The 18,574-nt window shown below is 61.4% G+C and carries 18 protein-coding genes; 9 read left to right on the forward strand and 9 right to left on the reverse strand.

Features of this window, described 5'->3' with window-relative positions:
- Positions 1–75: 75 nt before the first annotated feature.
- Positions 76–3,609 (forward strand): PA14 domain-containing protein, encoded by a 3,534-nt coding sequence (locus D5261_RS09485; protein WP_119324737.1) that lies wholly within the window; start codon positions 76–78, stop codon positions 3,607–3,609.
- A 49-nt stretch (positions 3,610–3,658) separates the two neighbouring features.
- Here D5261_RS09485 and D5261_RS09490 read toward each other — a convergent pair whose 3' ends face one another.
- Complete coding sequence (locus D5261_RS09490; RefSeq protein ID WP_119324768.1) at positions 3,659–4,789, reverse strand: citrate synthase/methylcitrate synthase; 1,131 nt, start codon at positions 4,787–4,789, stop codon at positions 3,659–3,661.
- A gap of 108 nt (positions 4,790–4,897) precedes the next feature.
- On the opposite strand from D5261_RS09490, the gene D5261_RS09495 reads away from it, so the two are divergent.
- The gene (locus tag D5261_RS09495; protein ID WP_119324738.1) at positions 4,898–6,142 is read left to right on the forward strand and encodes a citrate/2-methylcitrate synthase; all 1,245 of its coding nucleotides are present in this window, start codon (positions 4,898–4,900) and stop codon (positions 6,140–6,142) included.
- The gene (locus D5261_RS09500; protein ID WP_119324739.1) at positions 6,139–6,501 is read left to right on the forward strand and encodes a nuclear transport factor 2 family protein; all 363 of its coding nucleotides are present in this window, start codon (positions 6,139–6,141) and stop codon (positions 6,499–6,501) included. Before D5261_RS09495 ends, D5261_RS09500 begins: the two co-directional genes overlap by 4 nt.
- Positions 6,502–6,551: 50 nt before the next feature.
- Here D5261_RS09500 and D5261_RS09505 read toward each other — a convergent pair whose 3' ends face one another.
- The gene (locus tag D5261_RS09505) at positions 6,552–8,498 is read right to left on the reverse strand and encodes a TonB-dependent receptor plug domain-containing protein (protein ID WP_119324740.1); all 1,947 of its coding nucleotides are present in this window, start codon (positions 8,496–8,498) and stop codon (positions 6,552–6,554) included.
- 64 nt (positions 8,499–8,562) lie between these two features.
- Complete coding sequence (locus tag D5261_RS09510) at positions 8,563–9,171, reverse strand: hypothetical protein (protein ID WP_125206338.1); 609 nt, start codon at positions 9,169–9,171, stop codon at positions 8,563–8,565.
- Between the two features lie 104 nt (positions 9,172–9,275).
- On the opposite strand from D5261_RS09510, the gene D5261_RS09515 reads away from it, so the two are divergent.
- Positions 9,276–9,803, forward strand: coding sequence for a HEAT repeat domain-containing protein (locus D5261_RS09515; protein ID WP_119324742.1), 528 nt, complete (start codon positions 9,276–9,278; stop codon positions 9,801–9,803).
- On the opposite strand, the gene D5261_RS09520 is transcribed toward D5261_RS09515, so the two are convergent.
- From D5261_RS09520 to D5261_RS09530, 3 genes are read right to left on the reverse strand one after another with little or no spacing between them, the layout of a single operon-like run.
- The gene (locus D5261_RS09520) at positions 9,785–10,006 is read right to left on the reverse strand and encodes a hypothetical protein (RefSeq protein ID WP_119324743.1); all 222 of its coding nucleotides are present in this window, start codon (positions 10,004–10,006) and stop codon (positions 9,785–9,787) included. The two genes, D5261_RS09515 and D5261_RS09520, sit on opposite strands and share 19 nt — an antisense overlap.
- 32 nt (positions 10,007–10,038) lie before the next feature.
- Positions 10,039–11,289: a metallophosphoesterase gene (locus D5261_RS09525; RefSeq protein ID WP_119324744.1), complete on the reverse strand. Its 1,251-nt coding sequence runs from the start codon at positions 11,287–11,289 to the stop codon at positions 10,039–10,041.
- Between the two features lie 34 nt (positions 11,290–11,323).
- Positions 11,324–11,566 carry a hypothetical protein gene (locus D5261_RS09530; protein ID WP_119324745.1) on the reverse strand — a complete coding sequence of 81 codons (243 nt, stop codon included), beginning with the start codon at positions 11,564–11,566 and terminating at the stop codon, positions 11,324–11,326.
- Between the two features lie 215 nt (positions 11,567–11,781).
- Between D5261_RS09530 and D5261_RS09535 the strand changes: the two genes are divergently transcribed.
- Together D5261_RS09535 and D5261_RS09540 are read left to right on the forward strand one after the other, a co-directional pair.
- The gene (locus D5261_RS09535; protein ID WP_125206340.1) at positions 11,782–12,753 is read left to right on the forward strand and encodes a choice-of-anchor A family protein; all 972 of its coding nucleotides are present in this window, start codon (positions 11,782–11,784) and stop codon (positions 12,751–12,753) included.
- A gap of 61 nt (positions 12,754–12,814) precedes the next feature.
- Positions 12,815–14,125, forward strand: coding sequence for a hypothetical protein (locus D5261_RS09540; protein ID WP_125206341.1), 1,311 nt, complete (start codon positions 12,815–12,817; stop codon positions 14,123–14,125).
- A gap of 25 nt (positions 14,126–14,150) precedes the next feature.
- Here the strand turns inward: D5261_RS09540 and D5261_RS09545 are convergent, their stop codons facing one another.
- Positions 14,151–14,510: a VOC family protein gene (locus tag D5261_RS09545; protein WP_119324748.1), complete on the reverse strand. Its 360-nt coding sequence runs from the start codon at positions 14,508–14,510 to the stop codon at positions 14,151–14,153.
- Positions 14,511–14,840: 330 nt separating this feature from the next.
- Here D5261_RS09545 and D5261_RS09550 point away from each other — a divergent pair, with 330 nt between their 5' ends.
- The 3 genes from D5261_RS09550 to D5261_RS09560 are packed head-to-tail and all read left to right on the forward strand — an operon-like array spanning position 14,841 to position 16,744.
- Positions 14,841–15,911 carry a type IV toxin-antitoxin system AbiEi family antitoxin gene (locus D5261_RS09550; RefSeq protein WP_119324749.1) on the forward strand — a complete coding sequence of 357 codons (1,071 nt, stop codon included), beginning with the start codon at positions 14,841–14,843 and terminating at the stop codon, positions 15,909–15,911.
- Positions 15,905–16,294: a hypothetical protein gene (locus D5261_RS09555; RefSeq protein ID WP_119324750.1), complete on the forward strand. Its 390-nt coding sequence runs from the start codon at positions 15,905–15,907 to the stop codon at positions 16,292–16,294. Before D5261_RS09550 ends, D5261_RS09555 begins: the two co-directional genes overlap by 7 nt.
- 27 nt (positions 16,295–16,321) lie before the next feature.
- Positions 16,322–16,744, forward strand: a complete 423-nt coding sequence (locus tag D5261_RS09560) for a hypothetical protein (protein WP_119324751.1) — start codon at positions 16,322–16,324, stop codon at positions 16,742–16,744.
- 32 nt (positions 16,745–16,776) lie between these two features.
- Here D5261_RS09560 and D5261_RS09565 read toward each other — a convergent pair whose 3' ends face one another.
- Positions 16,777–17,601: a carboxylesterase family protein gene (locus tag D5261_RS09565; RefSeq protein ID WP_119324752.1), complete on the reverse strand. Its 825-nt coding sequence runs from the start codon at positions 17,599–17,601 to the stop codon at positions 16,777–16,779.
- Positions 17,602–17,694: 93 nt separating this feature from the next.
- Positions 17,695–18,513, reverse strand: coding sequence for a hypothetical protein (locus D5261_RS09570; RefSeq protein WP_119324753.1), 819 nt, complete (start codon positions 18,511–18,513; stop codon positions 17,695–17,697).
- Positions 18,514–18,574 lie beyond the last annotated feature (61 nt).

The following is an 18,574-nucleotide window of genomic DNA, read 5'->3' on the forward strand; positions in this document are numbered from 1 at the left end:
CTTTTGCAACAAGAGCATTTTTATTTGGATAAATCAACGACGAATTCTTCGGGATAATCACAGGAGAACGGTGATATGGATCGACGACGGCTTGCAGGTAGATTTTTCCAGTTGGCGTCCGGCGCGGCGGCCGCGCTGACACTCGGCGCCGCCGCGTCGGGATCTCCGGTAACGGTCTGGACGCAGCACAACGATAACGCGCGTACGGGGCAGAACACCCATGAAACGACGCTCAATGTCTCGAACGTCAACAAAAATACGTTCGGCAAACTCTTCAGCTATCCAGTCGACGATCAGATCTATACCCAGCCGCTCTATATGCCGGCGCTGACCATGCCCGTCGACGGCAAGGTTCATAACGTGGTCTATGTCGCCACGGTCAATAACTCCCTGTATGCGTTTGACGCCGACGATCCGACGGCGAATGGCGGCCAGCCGCTGTGGAGCCGAAACTTTACGCCGTCCGGGATGCGTCCCCCGATCAAGGGCGACATCGCCGGCTGGTACAACGACTTCGACAACAATATGGGCATCGTCGGCACCCCCGTCATCGACACCGCCGCCGGAGTGATGTATCTTGTTTCGCGCCACACGGACGGCAATGGGACCTTTGTCCAGCATCTCCACGCCATCAATATCCGCACCGGCGCGGAGCAGCCCAATAGCCCCGTCGTGATTGACGGATCGTTTACCGGCGGCGGAAACACCGTCACGTTCGACAACCGGCTGCAAAACCAGCGTCCGGCGCTGCTGCTCCAGAACGGCAATGTGTACATCGCGTGGGCGTCGCACGGCGACACCAGTCCCTACCACGGCTGGATCATCGGCTACCGAACCTCGGATCTGGCGAAGGTGACGGTCTGGAACACCACGCCCAGCGGCGATATGTCGTCGATCTGGCAGTCCGGCCAGGGATTGACGACGGACTCCGCCGGCAACATCTACTTCATGACCGGCAACGGCACCTTCGACGGCGTGAACAACTTCGGGGAAAGCGTCATCAAGATGTCGTCGCACCCCGATGGCTCGCTGACCTACACCGACTTCTTCGCGCCTTCAAACTGGGACACGCTGAACGCATGGGACGCCGACCTGGGCTCCGCCGGCGTTCTGGGCATCCCGGGAACCAAGCTGATTGTCTGCGGCGGCAAGGAAGGCAAGCTTTACCTGCTGAACACGGACAACCTGGGGCAGGTGAACAGCGTTGACAATGTCGTTCAGGAGTTTCAGGCGACCTCGCCGACGGCGGGGCAGTCCGGCCATATCCATGGCACGCCGATCTACTGGAAGACGGCCACGGGGCAGTATATTTACGTTTGGGGCGAGAACGACTACCTGCGCCAGTACCAATTTACGAACGGCGCGGACGCCAATCACGGCTCCTTCAATACATCGGCGACGTCGCACAGCCCGTTCCGAGCGCCGCTCTATAACGGCGGAATGCCCGGCGGCTTCCTTTCGATTTCATCGAACGGAAACGCCGCCAATACGGGCATTGTCTGGGCGGCTACGCCTTATGACGACAACGCCAACCAGCAGACAGTCGCGGGAATCCTCTCGGCGTTCGACGCTTCGGATGTCTCGCATGTGCTCTGGACCAGCAAGGACTTCCCGTCGCGCGACGACATCGGCCGGTTCGCGAAGTTCGTTCCGCCCACCGTCACCAACGGCAAAGTCTATATCCCGAGCTGGGGTGACAGAAACGGCGGGCCTTGCCAGCTGTTTATTTACGGCCTTGTGCCGCCGCCGGCGGCGGGGACCGGACTGCGCGCCGAGTATTTCAACGATCCGTCCAATAGCGCTTACCCGCTGACCAACCCGTTCACGAATCCTCCCGTCCTCACCCGGACCGATCCCACCGTGGACTTCGACTGGGGCAACGACTCGCCCAATCCCGTCGTCAATATCGACCAGTTCTCCGCGCGCTGGACCGGCGCGGTGGTTCCCCGGTATTCCGAAACGTACACATTCCATATGAACTCGGATAACGGCCGCCGGCTCTGGGTGAACGGCCAATTGGTCATTGATAAGTGGATCGACGACTGGGGGATCGATTACACCGGCCAGATCGCCCTGCAAGCCGGCAAGAAATATGACATCCGGATCGAATATTTTGAAGACGGCGGCGGCGCCAACGTGAACCTGCGCTGGGAAAGCCCCAGCCAGACCCTGCAAGTGATCCCGCAGTCGCAGTTGTTCCCGCCGGCGACGGCGCAGTCGATCGCCTTCAATACGCCCTCCGGCGACGGCGGCGTGGCGGTCGCGGTCGGCGTGACCATCGCCTCACCCGCGAAAGTCGGCGGCGTCCAGGTGGCGATGTCGAGCTCAGACGCCGGCGCGATCCCGCCCGGAACGATGCTGACCATTCCTGAGGGAGCGACCGGCGCCTGGCTGCGCGTTGTCCCCAGCGCGGTCGCCTCGAACACCGTGATTACGGCGACGGCGACCCTGGGGGGCGTCGCCAAGAGCGCGAACTTTACGGTGACGCCGCCCACGCTGCAAAGTCTGACGGCCTCCGCGACCACGGGCGGACAGCCCTTGATCGTCAAGGCGACGCTTCTGGGAGCGGCGCCGGCTGGCGGCGTTATGGTCCCGGTGGCGAGCAACTCCTCGGCCGTCATCGGCGGATCGGTCACCATTCCCGCCGGCGCGCAGTCCGCAACGGCGTCTCTCACCACGAAGGCGGTCTCGACCGACACTCCGGTCACGCTTACGGGAGCTTACGGCGGCGTGACGCAAACGGCGAATGTGACGCTGCTCGCCGGCTTCCAGTCGATCGCCTTTGCCGCGCCGAGCGGCTATGGCGGGGTGAGCACGAGCGTGGGCGTTTCTCTCTATGCGCCGGCGGGGCCGAATGGGGTGACGGTGAACCTGTCGAGCCCCGGATCCACGCTGTTCCCGGCGGGAACGACATTGACGATCCCTGCGGGATCCTATGGCGCCTGGGTCCGCTGTACGCCCGCCGCTGTCTCGAACGACACTGTCATCACCGCGACCGCGTCTCGCGGATCGGCGGTGCGAAGCGCGACGTATCTGGTGAAGGCGCCCGTGCTCAAAAGCCTGACGGCGAATTCCACGGTTGCCGCCGGCCTCCCGCTGACCGTACGGGTCACGCTGCAAAGCCCCGCTCCGGGCGGCGGCGTGACGATCCCCGTCACCAGCAATTCGCCGGCGATTGCGGGAAGCGGCGTATCGATTCCCGGCGGCGGCATGACGGGATCGATTAACCTCAACACCAGTTCGGTCTCCGCCAATACGCCGGTCGTACTGACGGCGACCTACCGCTCGGCGACACAAACGGCGAATGTCACCGTGCAGCCGGCGTTCCAGACGATCGCCTTCGCGTCGCCCAGCGGTTACGGCGGCGTCGCGACGAGCGTGGGCGTTTCGCTTTACGCTCCGGCGGGACCGGGCGGACTGACGATCGCTCTGTCCAGCCCCGGCTCCAGTCTCATCCCGTCCGGCGCCACGCTCACGATCCCCGCCGGCTCCTACGGCGCCTGGTATCGGGTCACGCCGTCCGTGGTCGCTTCCGATACGGTCGTCACCGCGACCGCGACGCTGGGCTCCATGAGCAAGAGCGCGAATTACACGGTGAAGGCCCGCTGATCCGTCCGTTCGCTTCCCGATCTCTTCCCAGGAATGAGGCCCCCAAACCTCATTCCTGGGAAGGATATGTCCGTCCCCGCTCCCCCACATACTCCGATTGCGGCCGAATAATGCGTCCGGTGCGGCGCTGCTCGAAGCAGTGCGCGAGCCAGCCGGCGGCGCGTCCGGCGGCGAAGGTCGGCGTGAAAAGCCGTGTCGGCATGCCCAGTCCGTGCAGCAGCAGCGCGGTGTAGAATTCGACATTGGTTTGCAGGCGCCGGCCGGGCTTGTACTCCTCCAGCAGACGCAGCACGGTTTGTTCGACCTCCAGCGCGATGCGGTAAAGCGCGCGGTCGCCATCGCTCTGAAACAGGCGCTCGGCGGCGGACGCGAGCACATCAGCGCGCGGATCGCGCACTTTGTAGATCCGATGCCCAAACCCCATCATCCGCTCGCCGCGCTCCAGCTTTTCACGCAGGATCGGCTCGGCCCGCTCCGGAGATCCGATTTCAAAGACCATGTCCAGCGCCGGACCGGGCGCGCCGCCGTGCAGCGGCCCCTTCAGCGCGCCGACCGCTCCGGTCACCGCCGAGACAAGGTCGGACCCGGTGGCCGCAATCACGCGCGCGGTAAACGTGCTGGCGTTGAGCCCATGGTCGGCGACGGCGTTCCAGTAAGTTTCCAGCGCGCGGACACGCTCCGGCGACGCCGGAGCGCCCGTGAGGCAGTAGAGATAATTCGCCGCATGCCCCAGGTCGGGGCGCGGCGCGATCGGCTCGTGTCCCTGGGACAGCCGTTCGTAAGCGGCGGCGATCACGGGAAAGCGCGCGATCACCGTGCGCGCCTGGTCCTCGTCGTCGGCGGGCGCATCCAGACTGAGCGTCGCCGCCGCCATGCGCAGAGCGTCCATCGGATCGGATTGCCGGGCGGCGGCGGCTCGCAGCAGATCCAGCGCGATCGAGGGCAAGGCGCGGCGCTCGGCGAGATCGCGCGCGAATGCATCGCGCTCTGGCGCGGTGGGAAGCGCATCGCGCCAGAGCAGCCAGATCATCTCCTCCGCCGTCGCGCGGCCGGCGATTTCCTCCAGCGCAAACCCCGCGATCGTCAGCCGCCCCGCTTCGCCATCCACATCGCTGATCCGGGTGCGCGCCGCGACGACGCCTTCCAGTCCTTCGGCGACCGTTTGTGTTGTCTCTCTCATCGGATGTTCGACCTCCCAGCAGGAATGATTCGTGTTCATGGCTAATATGCATGAGTTCAATACACATTGTCAATATTGATTTGCGAATCGATCTATTGTGAGGGATGGATGCCGTCGAAAGATTTCCTGACCGCCGCCGAAGCCGCCGCCGCTCTGGGGGTAAGTGTCCCAACACTGTATTCTTATGTCAGCCGGGGTATGCTGCGTTCAGAAGAAGAGGATGGCGCGAGGCGCTCCCGCCGGTATCCGGCGGCGGACGTGCTGCGTCTGCGCCAGCGCCGGGAGATGCGTCACGACCCGGATCAAGGCGTGAGCGACGCGCTGCACTGGGGTCTGCCGGTGCTGGAGTCGGCCCTGACGCTCGTCGAAGGCGGGCGCTGCTATTACCGGGGGCGTGAGGTCGCCGCGCTGGCGCGCGAGTGTTCTCTGGAGAGCGTCGCCGCCCTGTTCTGGACGGGCGACGGTGCGGCCGAAACGGAGCTGTTCGGATTCCCAAAGACGGCGCTGCCGTCGAGCTTCACGGCGCTGCGCGGCGCGATGCCCCGCGCCGCGCCGACGGAGCTGTTTCTTGGCCTTCTCCCGGCGGCGGGCGCGGAGGATGCGGCGGCGTGGGACCTGCGTCCGGCGCAGGTGGCGCGAACGGGAGCCAGGATCGTTTCGCTGATGGCGGCGCTGGCGGCGGGGCGCGATACGCTGGGCGGGGAGGGGATCGCTCGCACGCTCGCCCAGGCGTGGGGATTGCCCCCGGAGGCGGAGACGCGGCTTGGCGCCGCCATGGTGTTATGCGTCGATCATGAGCTGAGCGTGTCGTCGTTCACCGCGCGCTGCGTGGCGTCGGCGGGCGCGACGGCGTATCACGCCGTTCTCGGCGGGCTCGCGGCCTTTCAGGGGACAAAACACGGCGGCGCGACGCGCCGGGTGGAGGCGCTGCTGCGCGAGTGCGCGGCGCCGGAGCAAGCGCGGGAGATGCTGGCGGCCCGGCTCCGGCGCGGCGAAGCCATCCCGGGCTTCGGCCACCATCTTTACCCGGAGGGCGACCCGCGCGGCCGATTGCTGCTGGAGATGGCGAAAGAAGCCGCGCCGGGATCGAGCGCCAACGCGCTCGTCGACGCCGTCGTGCAGGAAGCGCGCGCCATGCTTGGCGAACATCCCACCATCGATCTCGGCCTGGTCGCGCTTTGCGGCGCGCTGGGCCTGCCGCCCGGCTCCGCGCTCACGCTGTTTGAATTGGGCCGATCCGTCGGCTGGATCGGCCATGCGATCGAAGAATACCAAACGGACAAACTGATCCGCCCGCGCGCCCGGTATCACGGGCCGCGTCCGGAATCCCGAGAATCTCAGGAGACACAATGACATACAAAGAAGCCGACGCGCTGGCGCTCGACTGGATCGACGGCTGGAACGCGCACGATCTGGACCGGATACTCGCCCACTACGCCGAAGACGTGGTCTACGCCTCGCCATTAGCGGTCCAGATACTCAACGATCCAACAGGGGAGATGCGCGGCAAAGCCGCCGTGCGCGACTACTTCACCCGCGCACTCGCCGCGTTTCCCGATCTGCATTTTGAACTTTATCACGCCTTCGCCGGCGTGAACAGTCTGGTGATTTCTTACAAAAGCGTGCGGGATCTGATAGCGGCGGAGTACTTTGAAATCGGGGATGACGGCAAATTCACGCGCGTGCAATGCCACTATCGGGAAAGCGCGTGAGGCGCCCAGGGGAAGCCGATGAATGACATGCGCTTTGCGTCCGTCGAACCCTAACGGGCGATGGAGAACCAGCACGTTCGCGGGTGGATGGACGCAGACGGCGCGGCTCCTGTTTGAATCGCTGCGTCCGGGAACTCGATGTACTCTTTTCCGAGCAGGTTCGTGGCGGAGATCCCCAGGCGCCAACCGTCCGCGCCGGAACCCACGCGCAGCGATGCGGCGGCGTCGATGCTGGTGTGTCCGCCCATCCGGCCGCTTTTGCTGGCGGCGGCGTCATAATCCATCGCGCCGACGATATGCGCCATCAAAGCCCCGTTCCAGCGTCCCGGTCCTCCCAGGACAATCCCGATATTGCCTTTGTGTTTGGGCGCGAAGTAGATCGGCATCCCGTTGTCGCGATGAATGTCCTGATAGGAGTAATTGAGCAGCGCCTTGACGCCCGGTCCAATGGCGATTTCCGTTTCCAGCTCCGCGCCCTGCGCGTGCGCGCCGCCGCCGTTTCGGGTCTCCACCAGGACGGGGATGACCGCGGGCAGGCCCGGGGCCGGCGACGCGTATTGCGTGACCTGGTATTCCAGCAGGCGGGAGATGTCGTAATGGAATACGCTCAGGCCGGCGAACCCGCCGTGCTTCAGATCGATCCGATATCCCGCTTCCAAATTGGTGAGCTCTTCGGGCTTGGAATTGGGATTTCCAAGCGTGCGCAGCGACAGCTCCGGCGTGGTGGGGAACGACACGTCCAGATACATCTCCAGCAGGGTTGGCGCGCGGAACGCGGAGCCGTAAGAAATTCGCGCTGTCTGGGTGGGCGTAAGATGGCGCACCAGACTCAGCCGCGGCGAAAGATTGGTTCCGTAGCTGGAGTTGGTGTCGACGCGCAGGCCGCCGAACAGCGTCGTTTGGGACGCAAGCTGGTATTCGTCCTGAACGTACAGCGCCCAGAGATTCTGCCCATGGCCGGATGCGCCCAAAATGGACGAATTGGATTGGATCCGCCGCAGATCTGCGCCGTAAACGAAGCTGTGATGCGCGCCGATCTGCCGCTGCTGCTGCGCCTCCAGATCGTATGTTTCATCGCGTCCCGCTCCGGATCCATCGATGTGCGATCCGTTGAAGAACCCGCGTATGGAATAGGGAGCCGCTCCATCGTTACGGTAACTCGCGCTCAAAAATCCGGAGCGCCAGCGTCCATACGATTCACTGAAGTAAGGGGTGGATAGCTCGGTTTTCCCATCGGTCAGCCCGCCCGTGAATCGCCATGTCCCCAGGCCGTGGCCGCGCTGCACGTCGAAGTTGGCGGTCGCGAGCGCATGGTCGTCGCGCTGATAGCCGGAATTGCCCGCATTATATCCGGCGGTTCGCCGGTACGCCGCGCCGACGGTGATTCCATCGCCTGCGTTCACAAGAGCCTCGGAGAACAGGCTGTTCTGCTCGCCTGCCGCCTGCCGTGTCTGTGTCTTCACTTTATCCGGCGTCTGCGTGATAATGTTGATGACGCCCGCCAGGGCGTTGGCGCCGTAAAGCGTCGCGCCCGGTCCTCGCACGATCTCGATCCGGTCGATCTGCGAGATCAGGATCGGCTGCATATTCCAGAAGACGCCGCCGAAAGAGTCCTGGTAGATCGAGCGCCCGTCCACCATGACGAGGATCTTGTTCGAGAAGATATTATTGGTCCCGCGCAGGGAAATATCCGTATTGGAGCGATTGAGTTCGATTACGTCGACGCCCGGCGCGCCGCGCAGCAGCTCGGGAAGCGTGGTCGCTTCAGACGCCTGGATCTGGTCGCGCGTGATGACCGTGACGGCCGAGGGAGTGTCGGAAATGCGCTGCGCCTTCTTGGAGGCCGTGAAGACCATCGGCTCGTCGCTCAGGAGCAGCTCTGCGGACGACGAGTCCCGGCTCTGGGCGTGCGCCGGCAGAACAATGGCGGCGAAGGCGCAGCACGATGCGCAGAGGAGCGCGGCGCGGCGAATGAAACTCGCGATGATAAACTTCATACTGCCAGTATTATTGGCGGTATGAAGCGAAAAACAGAGGGCGAAGTAAGCGAGGGGCGCGCAGTTACGGGGATACTTGAGGCGTGTTGACCGTCGCCGTGACGAAGATCACTTGTTTCCATGGCTCATGAACGCGCGCCTGCGCGCCCGCGCCGGAGCGCCATTTGGTGCTCGTATCGCCATCGATCAACGTCGTCCGCCCATCGCGGAAGGTCGCGGTCGTTAGAACGATATCCTGAAGCGGCTTTTCCTTTTCGGGCGTCTGCGCGGTGTCGATCTTGGCAAGCTTTAAGTGTACGGACAGCGATCCGTCGCCGAGAAAGCGCGGCGTGGCTTCCGTCGTGTAAATCGTCTGCAAAAACACATGCTGCGCTTTGCCCTCATAGATCACGGTGCCATGGCCCATGGCTTTGGTCTCCGCCCGCCCGGTTTGCCCGTCGGACGTCGTGACTTCCGCTCCCTTCACATCGGTCCCGCCGGCGTCCATGAGCGCCGCCATTAGCTGCGCATCGTGGTCTTTGCCTTTAGGGACTCGATTCCAGGCCGTGTTAAACTCCACGCTCCCGATGTTGACATAATCAACCACAACCGTCACCGTTTTCGGGGACTTCTTCACCGCCTGCGGCCTGGGAGCCGCGAGACCGGCGGCCAATATCAATACTTCATATAGCATTCGAGGGTTAAATCCAAAGTTCGTGTTATTGCTTGTTAATTGTTCACCGGTGTCGTAACGGTTTCCTTCACAATTCGGGAGCGGGAAGCCAAGTATAATGGGATATGACCACCACCCAATCCCGGATTCGCAGTCACATCGCCAACCTGGGCAATGCAAATAACGAAGTCGCGCAGCGTGCGGAGCGGCTTTTGATCCGTCATTATGGCGCGCGGGCGCTGGGGCTCTTGATCGACGCCTGCAAAAGTCCCAATCCCAGTGTGCGCTTTCGAGCCGTCTGGGTGCTTGGGTATACGCGTGCCCCAGGAGCCTTTGAGGCGATCATGGAGTTGACGAATGATTTGGCGGGAACTGTGCGGTACGACGCAGTGATGGCGCTGGGAGTTCTCGGCGACGCCCGCGCGATCCCGCCGCTTCTTGCGCTCGCGGCTCAAGACGCCGACGAGATCCAGATCCCCTCGGCGGCCTTTAGCGCGTTGATGCGCCTGAACGAATTGGCGCTGCCCGCCCTGCAAACGGCGTCCCAATCCGATCCTGACGACCGTATTCGCCGCGCCGCGACGGAGATTTTAGCGCATATCGCCGAAGTGGCGGAGATTTATCACACGATTCCCTATCCACGCGCCTTGTAGAAGATGAACCCCGCCACCGCCGCCACGGCGATCATCGCGGCAAGCTCCCCCGCCGGGAACTGCGCGTTCATGGTGTGGACGATGGTTCCATCGGGGAGCGTCTGCGTCGCGCCGTTTTGCAGGTTCATGCGCCACGGGAAGCGCGTCACGCCAAAGCACGCCGCGACGCCGACGACTAAGGCGGCGATCTGTTTCTTGTTCATGCGTGGGTTATACCCGCCGATCGTGACTTTCCCTAAAACTCCGCGTTCGCCGCGGTTTCCCATTGGAAGGGGCCTCGGACGGCGCCGTCGGGGTCGATGACGCAGTAGGCGCAGTGCTGCGTGTGGCCGGACCAGTCACCGGTGTTGACGTAGACTTGGCCGCCTCGGAAGACGTAGCGGTCAGGGTGGTGGGTGTGGCCGACGACGATGGTCTGGATGTTCTTCTGGCCCTCGCGATGGAACTCCCGGAAGGTTCGGCGCGCGGCCTGGCGGTAGCGCAGGAGGGTGAGTTTGGCGTCAAGTCCGCTTGCCATGCCGGCGAAGTGGTTGGCGCTTGTCCCGCGCGGCGAAGCGGGCAGCAGGTGTTCGTCCGGCACGATCGTCTGTTTGCCCATCCCGATCTTGCCGCCGCGCTGCATTCCCGAGACCAGCTGCGCCTCGCGCCGCTTGTGCCCGAAGCGCAGAATGTCCATCATGGCGTAGCGCATGTAAAGCCACAGGAAGGGATCCCAGTGGTGGCCGTGTTCGATGTAAGTCCAGTACGGGTAGTCCGCGCCTTCGGCGTCGGTGCAGAGCAGGATCGAGGGGTTCCACGCGGCTTGAAAGCCGGGCAGATAGTCCGGCATGTCCGGCTGGACATAGCGCAGGCCGCTGACGCCGATATCGTGGTTGCCGGTTTGGAAGATCGCCCGGCGGACCGGCGCTTGGCCGGGTTCGGGCTGCGTGAGATGGAGCAGGGGTTTCAGAAGGGCGTCGTATTGCTTGAGCAGCACGCCCTGCTCGTTCGCGAGCGATTCGCTCAGGCGCAGCATCAGCGATTCGGGCTTGTTGTCGTTGGGGTGCAGCGGCGCGTCCATCAGATCGCCGTTCAGATAAAAGCTGTCGATGCGCGGGTTCGACTTAACCGTGGCGAGCAGGTCCAGGAAGCGCGTCTGCCGCTCCGAGACGGGGCCGCTTTTGGCGTAGTCCCAGGTGTCGATATGCAGATCCGAGACGATCACGCCCAGGGGGCCGGAGGCGGGCGCGGCCGGGATCGCGGCCGGCTGCGGCGGGTCCCAGAACCGCTCCATCAGCCACTCCTGCGCCGGTCCCGCGAAGTATACCCACGCCGTTCCCAGCGCGACCGCGACGGCGAAGCCGCACAGCGCGCCGAACCCGTAGATCACCACGGAGAAAAAGTGCTCGGCGCCCACGCGCCACGGTCCGGTCAGCAGACGCCAGACCAGGGCTAAGACGGCGATGTATGCGACAAGAGGGCCGAGGCGGCGCGAAAGGCGCGCCATGGGCGAAGAGGATGAGGATGATGGAGACAGGATGCTACCCTCCCGCGATATCGTTCTTGGTCTGGTCGAACAGGCCGACGATGATGTTGAGAATTGTCCCGCCGATCACGATTCCGATCCCGATGGTCAGGCCGACGACCGCGCCCTGACGGAACAGAGAGATGCTTTCCCGGTAGAAATAACCCACGACCGTCACGAGCAAAAGCGCGGCGGCGATCCCGGTCACAAGCCCGCGCTTCGCGGCGCGCCCGATGAGGGCGGCGGTTTCACGATCCATTGGCGCCTCCGATTGCTGCAAGGAAGATGGCGTCATTATAGCGGACAAGCTCACAGGCGTCAATGGAAAATCCGTTCGAGCGCGCAGAAATTGTTATCAATAATTAACCTGGAAGCGCGTAAAAATAGGAATTCTTGGCAAGACTGGCTTGATTGTCCGATTCCGCTCGGCTCCGAAAATTCGATCTGCGGGATTGGACGGAAGGTAAATTGCTCATGAGAACGCCCTCCCTGCTTGTTTCGTCCCTGCTGCTCGCGGCTGCTGTTTCCTCCGCATCCGCCGCCAATTTGGGCGTCGCCGGCGACTATAATCTCTTCGCGCTGGGCAGCGCCAGCCTTTACAATTCTCAAACACAGGGGCGAATAGCCGCCTATACCGACCTTAAGCTGGTAAATTACGGCGCCGGGACCGCTCTGGCGGACGATGCCGCGTATCCCTCGACACTTGTCGCCGGCGAGCATATCACCGGCGTCAATGGATCTATTCTTCATGGGGGCGTTTCCGCCGGCGGAAACGTCACCTTCACGCGCATTGCAATGCCGGCGGGGCAGGTCAACGCCGGCGGCAGAATTGTGTTGAATAGCTGCTACACTCCCGGCGGCGTGTACCATGCGCCTGAGATCCCGTTTAACTTCGACAAAGTGCGGCAGTCGTGCCTGGGGACATCCGCGCGGCTTGGCGCGCTCGGAGCAAACGGCGTTCTTCATAACGCCGGCGGCGTTCTTACGCTGACAGGAACGAAGCCGGGATTGAATGTTTTCCGCCTCAGCTCTGCTGTTCTTGCGCGGACGAACGTTTTGGATATCTCGGCTCCGCCCGGCGCCACGGTGGTGGTGAATGTCGATGGCCGTATCGATCGCCTGGCGGCCTTGGACATGAAACTGCACGGCGTCGATTCCGCGCATGTGCTGCTGAACTTTCCCAAGGCGAGCGCGCTCGCCATTGGGCGCATCGATGTGGAAGGAAGCGTTCTCGCCCCCAACGCCGATGTCAGCTTCTCGAACGGTGATATCGACGGCACGCTGATCGGAGATAATCTGCGCGGTAATGGTTTCGGCCGGCTCAACACGTTCCAGGGATCGCTCCCCGCCCCGACTCCCGAGCCGGGAACACTCCTCACCCTGCTGCTCGGCGGCGCAGCGGTTTTCGGGATGATCGGCCGGCGGCGATTGGCTCGCTCTGCTTGAAGCCAAGTAAGCCTAAATTCACAGAGCCGGCCGCGAACCGAAACCGGGTGATGGCGCGTTCATGACTCTCATGGACACACCTATCACCCGTCACTCGCCGCCCTCCCACCGCCGTAAGATCTTTCTCGGAACGGTGATCGTGTTCGGCTGCCTTGCCGTGGCCGCCGTTCTTGTCGTCGCCAATCTGGAGGCCGATCCACGCATCTCCATTCCGACCCCCGTACTTCCCTCGCCGAACGCCTACGACGACTACGCCCGCGCCACGGCGCTGATCAAAGATCCGGATAAGATTGACGACTGGGCAAAACAAAACGCTGGGAAGACGACCCTGACGCCGACTGAGGCGCAGCAGCAAATCCTGCGCGACAACGCGCTGGCGCTCGCGGCGTTTCAGGAGGGCCTGGCGCATTCATACCTTACTCCTCCCATCCGGTCCTTCAAAACGGAATATTCGGGTTTGGCCCTGGACCGGCGCTTCGCGCGTCTGCTATTGCTTGACGCGCGGATGCAGGCGGCCCAGGGCGATTGGGGCGCGTCGGCGCGGATCAGCCTGGACGGCTTGAAGCTGGGGAGTGACCTTCCGCGCGGCGCTCCGATGCTCCCTCTGCTTGTGGGGATTGCCGTGAACGCCATTTCCCGAAGGCCGCTGCGGACTGCTATTGGCCATCTGAGCCTTCCAGAAACGCGGGCCGCCTTAGCTCGCCTGCAAGCGATCGACGCCAATTCGACGCCGCTCGCGCAAACGTTCCGAGAGGAGAAATGGACAGGGCAGGCGGGTCTGATGGAAACCTACCGCCAGAAGAATTGGCGCACGCAGTTTTTCACTCTTGCCGGCGGCGGCGATGAGGGGGAGCAGAAGCCGCCCTTGGCCGCCCGGATGTCCGCATACTTAACGAGCAAACGCCGTATCATGGACGATTACACATATTACATGGATTCCATCGTCGCCGATGTCGACGCCCGCCGGCCGATCGGGCCTTTGTCTCCCGCGCACAGCGACCTTTATCTAGAGATCCTGGCGCCCGTATTCTCCAGCGTGGACATCAAATACAACCAGGATCGCACGCAAAACGCCTTTCTCGAAGTCGAGCTCGCCTTGCGCGCCTACCAATTGCAGCATCACGCCTATCCCGAAAGCCTCGCAGCTTTGACTCCAACCCTGATCCCAAACGTCCCCGCCGATCCGTTTGCGCCGACCCATTCGCTGAATTACCGAAAGGAAGGCGCTTCCTACCGGCTCTACAGCGTTGGTCCCGACGGCGTGGACGACGGCGGCAAAGCGATTGAAGATCCCACACGGTCGGATGAACACTTCCGACATATCGTTCAGGCCGACAGCAAAGGCGACATCGTTGCGGGCGTGAATCTTTGAGGATCCACGCCCGTCGCTTGCCCGGCTATTCCCAGCAGCTGACTTCGATTAAGACGCCGCCGAGCGCTTCGAGATAGAACCCGAAGCTTCCATGGACGGGGCCAGGCTCGCGCGGCGCAAAGCCTCCGGTCTGGAGCTTATGATAGAGCTTCCAGACATGCGCCTGATCCGGCTGGAAGAATCCAACATGGAAGCCTTTGGGATAGACCGGCTTCTCGCTGGTCAGCCTGCTGACGGTGAGGACAAAGTTACCCTCGTCGATCATGACCGTAAGCGGCGGCCGATCCTTCTCCTCCAGCACGCGAAAATCAAAGTACGTTTCGAAGAAGTTTTTGGCCTCGGTCACATCGCGGACCGAGAGGTTCAGGTGATTGAGTGTCATCATGGCTCCTTTGATTGAGTGTCATCATGGCTCCTTGGGTATAGGAAACGATGAGGAACTTCGGCGTCAGACGTCCATGGAAATAATGTCCACGCATGCTCGGCGCCAGTCCCTCAGTCGACGGCGGCAGACGTGAAAACGCCTGCGCGATCGCTGTGGGTACTCACGCTTGCGCATGGAACAAAGACCTCTCGGGAGATCGAGAGGATGACTGGGGCTTACCAAGCCAGTCCACCTTTTTCAGCAGGGTTAGAATACTCTCAATCGATTCCTTCTGTCAATTGACAAATAGGATTTTCATTGATATACTGGTTTTCACCACGTGGTGAAAATATGATTGATAATGAAAATTATATGCGTGAAGTCGATGTCATTCCAGACGCTGCTTCCGCCTTGCAAAAATGCCTTCTGCAAATTGCGGAAGGACAGGTGGAATATCAGATATCCCCTAGACTTCCATCTGGATCGCGTCCTGATATTGTCGCATCGTTTATTCACGATCGGCGTATTACCGTAATTGGCGAAGTGAAAAAGAGCGGCGAGCCGAAATATGCGCGCGAGGCGTTTTATCAGCTTGAGCGCTATCATAGGGACATGCCGGAAGCTCAGACTGCATTTATCGCTCCTTATATCTCTCCGCAAACGGCGCGCCTTTGCCGGGACGAGAAGATCAGCTATATGGATCTTGCCGGTAACTGCCATTTCTCATTTCCTGGCGTTTACATTCATGTCGAAGGACAGACAAACCCTTTTGCACATTCGCGCTCGTTAAAATCGCTATATCAGCCGAAGGCGGAGAGGGTGCTGCGAGCTCTTCTGCATCATCATCCGAAGACCTGGAGACTACAGCGGTTAGCGGATGAAGTATCAGTAAGTATTGGCCAGACGCATAAGGTTAAGAGCTTTTTGATGGAGAAAGAATGGCTTGAGGAAACTTCCGGCGGTGTGATACTGTCGCGTCCGAAGGATCTTCTTCGCGATTGGGCCTCACATTATCGCCTCAATAAGCATTCTCACATATTGAGGCATACCTTATCTGCTCTCAACTCATTTGAAAGGGACTTTACCAAGATTTGCCGTCAGAACGAAATCTCCGGCGCCGTCACTTCGCTCGCTGCGGCTTCCCACTATGCTCCTCACGCCTCTTATCAGCGTGTGACGGCCTTTGCTTTGGGAGATCTGACCGTCCTCGATTCTGCTTTGGAGCTTGAACCTGTGGAGTCTGGAGCGAATATCGCGCTTCTTATCCCTTATGACGAGGGCGTGTTTTATGGAGCGCGCGATGTTGACGGGGTGAAAATTACTTCACCGATACAAACTTATCTCGATCTTCAGGGCTTGGGCGGGCGCGCGGATGAGGCGGCGGAAATTCTTTACGAGCGGGAGATTGTCAATCGATGGTGAACACACGTTCTGACTATGAGCCGGAAGCTATCCAAGCAGCTAAGCGTGTGCTATTGGAGATTGCATCTGTTTTTGAGAATGAACTCGATCATATCGTATTTGTCGGCGGGACAGCATGCTCATTACTGTTTTCACAGGATATAGAACCCCATGAGGGGACGATCGATGTTGATATGGCCTTAGATCCAGAGGCTTTAGCAGATTACGAGGATGATACGCTAGAGGAAAAGTTAATCTACGCAAATTACCAGCAGGTCGAAGGAAAGAAATTCCGATGGGATCGTCGTGTTCGCATCGATGGGCGTGTCATTTCGGTGATGGTCGAATTTCTCTCCGGAGAATATGATGGCGCTCGACGCTACTCAGAGGCTCGATCCGTTTAGGGGATATACGCGAGTGTACTGCGTGGCATGGATATTGCGTTTATTGACCCGCGTAAAGTGAAGATCAGAGGACAGCTTCCCAGTGGCGCTTTGCATGAGGCCGATATCCAGGTTTGCTCTCCCGTCAGCTTGCTGGCGATGAAAGGCATTTCGATTCATGACAGGATTAAGGGCGCTGATAAAGACGCTGTAGACATTGACTATATACTGCGCCGCTATCCTGATGGTCTTACAGCGCTAGGGCGTGTGTTTAAGATGGATGCTTACTCTTCGGATGGACTGGTGCGGGAAGGACTTCAAGGTGTTGCGAAAGCATTTGAAACGTTGGAATCGATTGGCCCTGTGTCAGTGGCTTCACCAGATAGATATCCTAACTCCGAGGAGCGAGCGATTGTTCAGCAAGGAGCTTTTCTGCGGGCGCAGAGATTTCTTCGGTTGCTCAATTCATAGGCGTCGGCGCGCCTGTGAATTGAGCGCTTAACCTAATTCGCCCGTTTGTGCGACAGGAGCCAGGGGAGCAGGCCGGGCTCGGCGTAGGCGTTGTCCCAGCTGTTGTGGCCGACGCCGGGGTATTCGCTGTAGCGGATATCGGCCTTGCGGGCGAGCAGGCTGGCGACGATCTGGCGTGATTCGGAGACGGGGACGGTCGGGTCGGCTTCGCCGTGGAAGTCCCAGATCGGGATGGCGGGGAGCGACTGAGCCAGCGCGGCATACGGGTCCTTTTCGGAAGCGGTGGTTTCCTCGGGGGCCGCGCCGACCCAGGCGGGGAAGACGACGCCGCCGCAGACCGGCGCGATGGCGGCCCAGCGGCTGGGGAATTTGCGCGCCATCTCCCATGAGCCGTAGCCGCCCAGGGATAAGCCCGTCAGATACACGCGGCGGGTATCGCCGTGAAACTCCGCGATGCACTGATCGAGCATCTTGAGCGTCAGCTCCTCGACCGCCGGCTGCGTCCAGCGCGTTTCCGGCTGCAATTGGGGACAGACGACAACGGCGGGAAAGTTGTCCACATCCTGCGCGATCAGCAGGCGCACGCCGTTCTTGGTCTGCTGCGCGCCGTCGGTCCCGCGCTCGCCGATGCCGTGCAGAAAGAGAATAACCGGCGGATTCGTTTTCCTGCTGAGATGCTTTGGAATAAAGACCTGAAACTTATAAGTGTTCGCGCCCATCGTGAGCGTGCGGCTGGCGAAAGGCACTTGATCGGGCGCCGCTGAGGCCGCGTGCGCCGATGGGGCCGCCTGGGCGGCGAGTGCGAGAACAACGATCGGCGCGAAGAGAAACGTTCGGACAAAACGACGGATCTTCATGGGCAAGTGACGTGCTCCCTCGCAGAATGTGATTGGCGCCGCTTTGGACAGTACGGCTGCTGCTGCTTTTTCATTATACGCTCTTGACCGCGGCTATTCTCCGGTCTTAGACGCCAGCAATTTTAGGCGCCGCCGCGCGGCGGGGATATCCACGGCGAAGCCCTGCGTGAGCTCGCTGGAAAATTCTTCCGTCAGCACTGAGAGCGAGGCGAGGGGATTCGGCGCGTTCATGTTTTTGGCGGCGTCCGGAGTTAACAAGGGGCTTGGCGTCGGCGCCGTGTGTGGACGAGCGGGAGCGGCGCCGATCGCTCGCAGGGTTTCGGCGGTGATTTGGGCAAAGTTCCAGCGGGTGGCGACGCCGCCCCGGCTGAGAAACAGCGAATCCGGCGCGTCTTTGAGCACGCCGCAGTCATGCAGATCGCGAAGACATTCGTAGGCGCGGTCCGATTTCGGGACATCGGTAAACGCCTTGGGCGTCTTATCGACGGCCGGCGCGATCCCCGGCGTGCGGACTAACTCGTCCACGACGCAGTAGCAGCGATATATTTTCGCCGGCTGAGCGATCCAAGAAAACCTCGGAGGATGGGCGTCGACTTCGAACGGGCCGAAGATTTCCAGCTTCATTCGGCGCACGTCATTGATCCCGCTGAGACCGTTGAACCATCCCCATGTGCCCTTGACCACCATGAGGCCGCCCTCATTGCTCCACGTTCCCGTGATCTCCCGCCCGCTCATGCTCAGAGGAACGGAATGGAATGCGCCGCCGCGCTGGAAGACATAGCCTGAGCTGCCATCGGTGAATACGAATTGGCCCTCCGCCTGGATAATCTCCCCGGCGGATTGATACTGTGTGGGAGCGACGATTTTGCGCGCCGTAACGGCAAGCAGGGCGCAGGCGGCGATGGCGTACATGGAGGCGTTATCCTTTCGCGACGACGATTTGAAACGATCCGGCGTATACTCACGGTAATAA

The organism is Capsulimonas corticalis, from assembly GCF_003574315.2.
GTDB classification, from domain to species: Bacteria; Armatimonadota; Armatimonadia; order Armatimonadales; family Capsulimonadaceae; genus Capsulimonas; species Capsulimonas corticalis.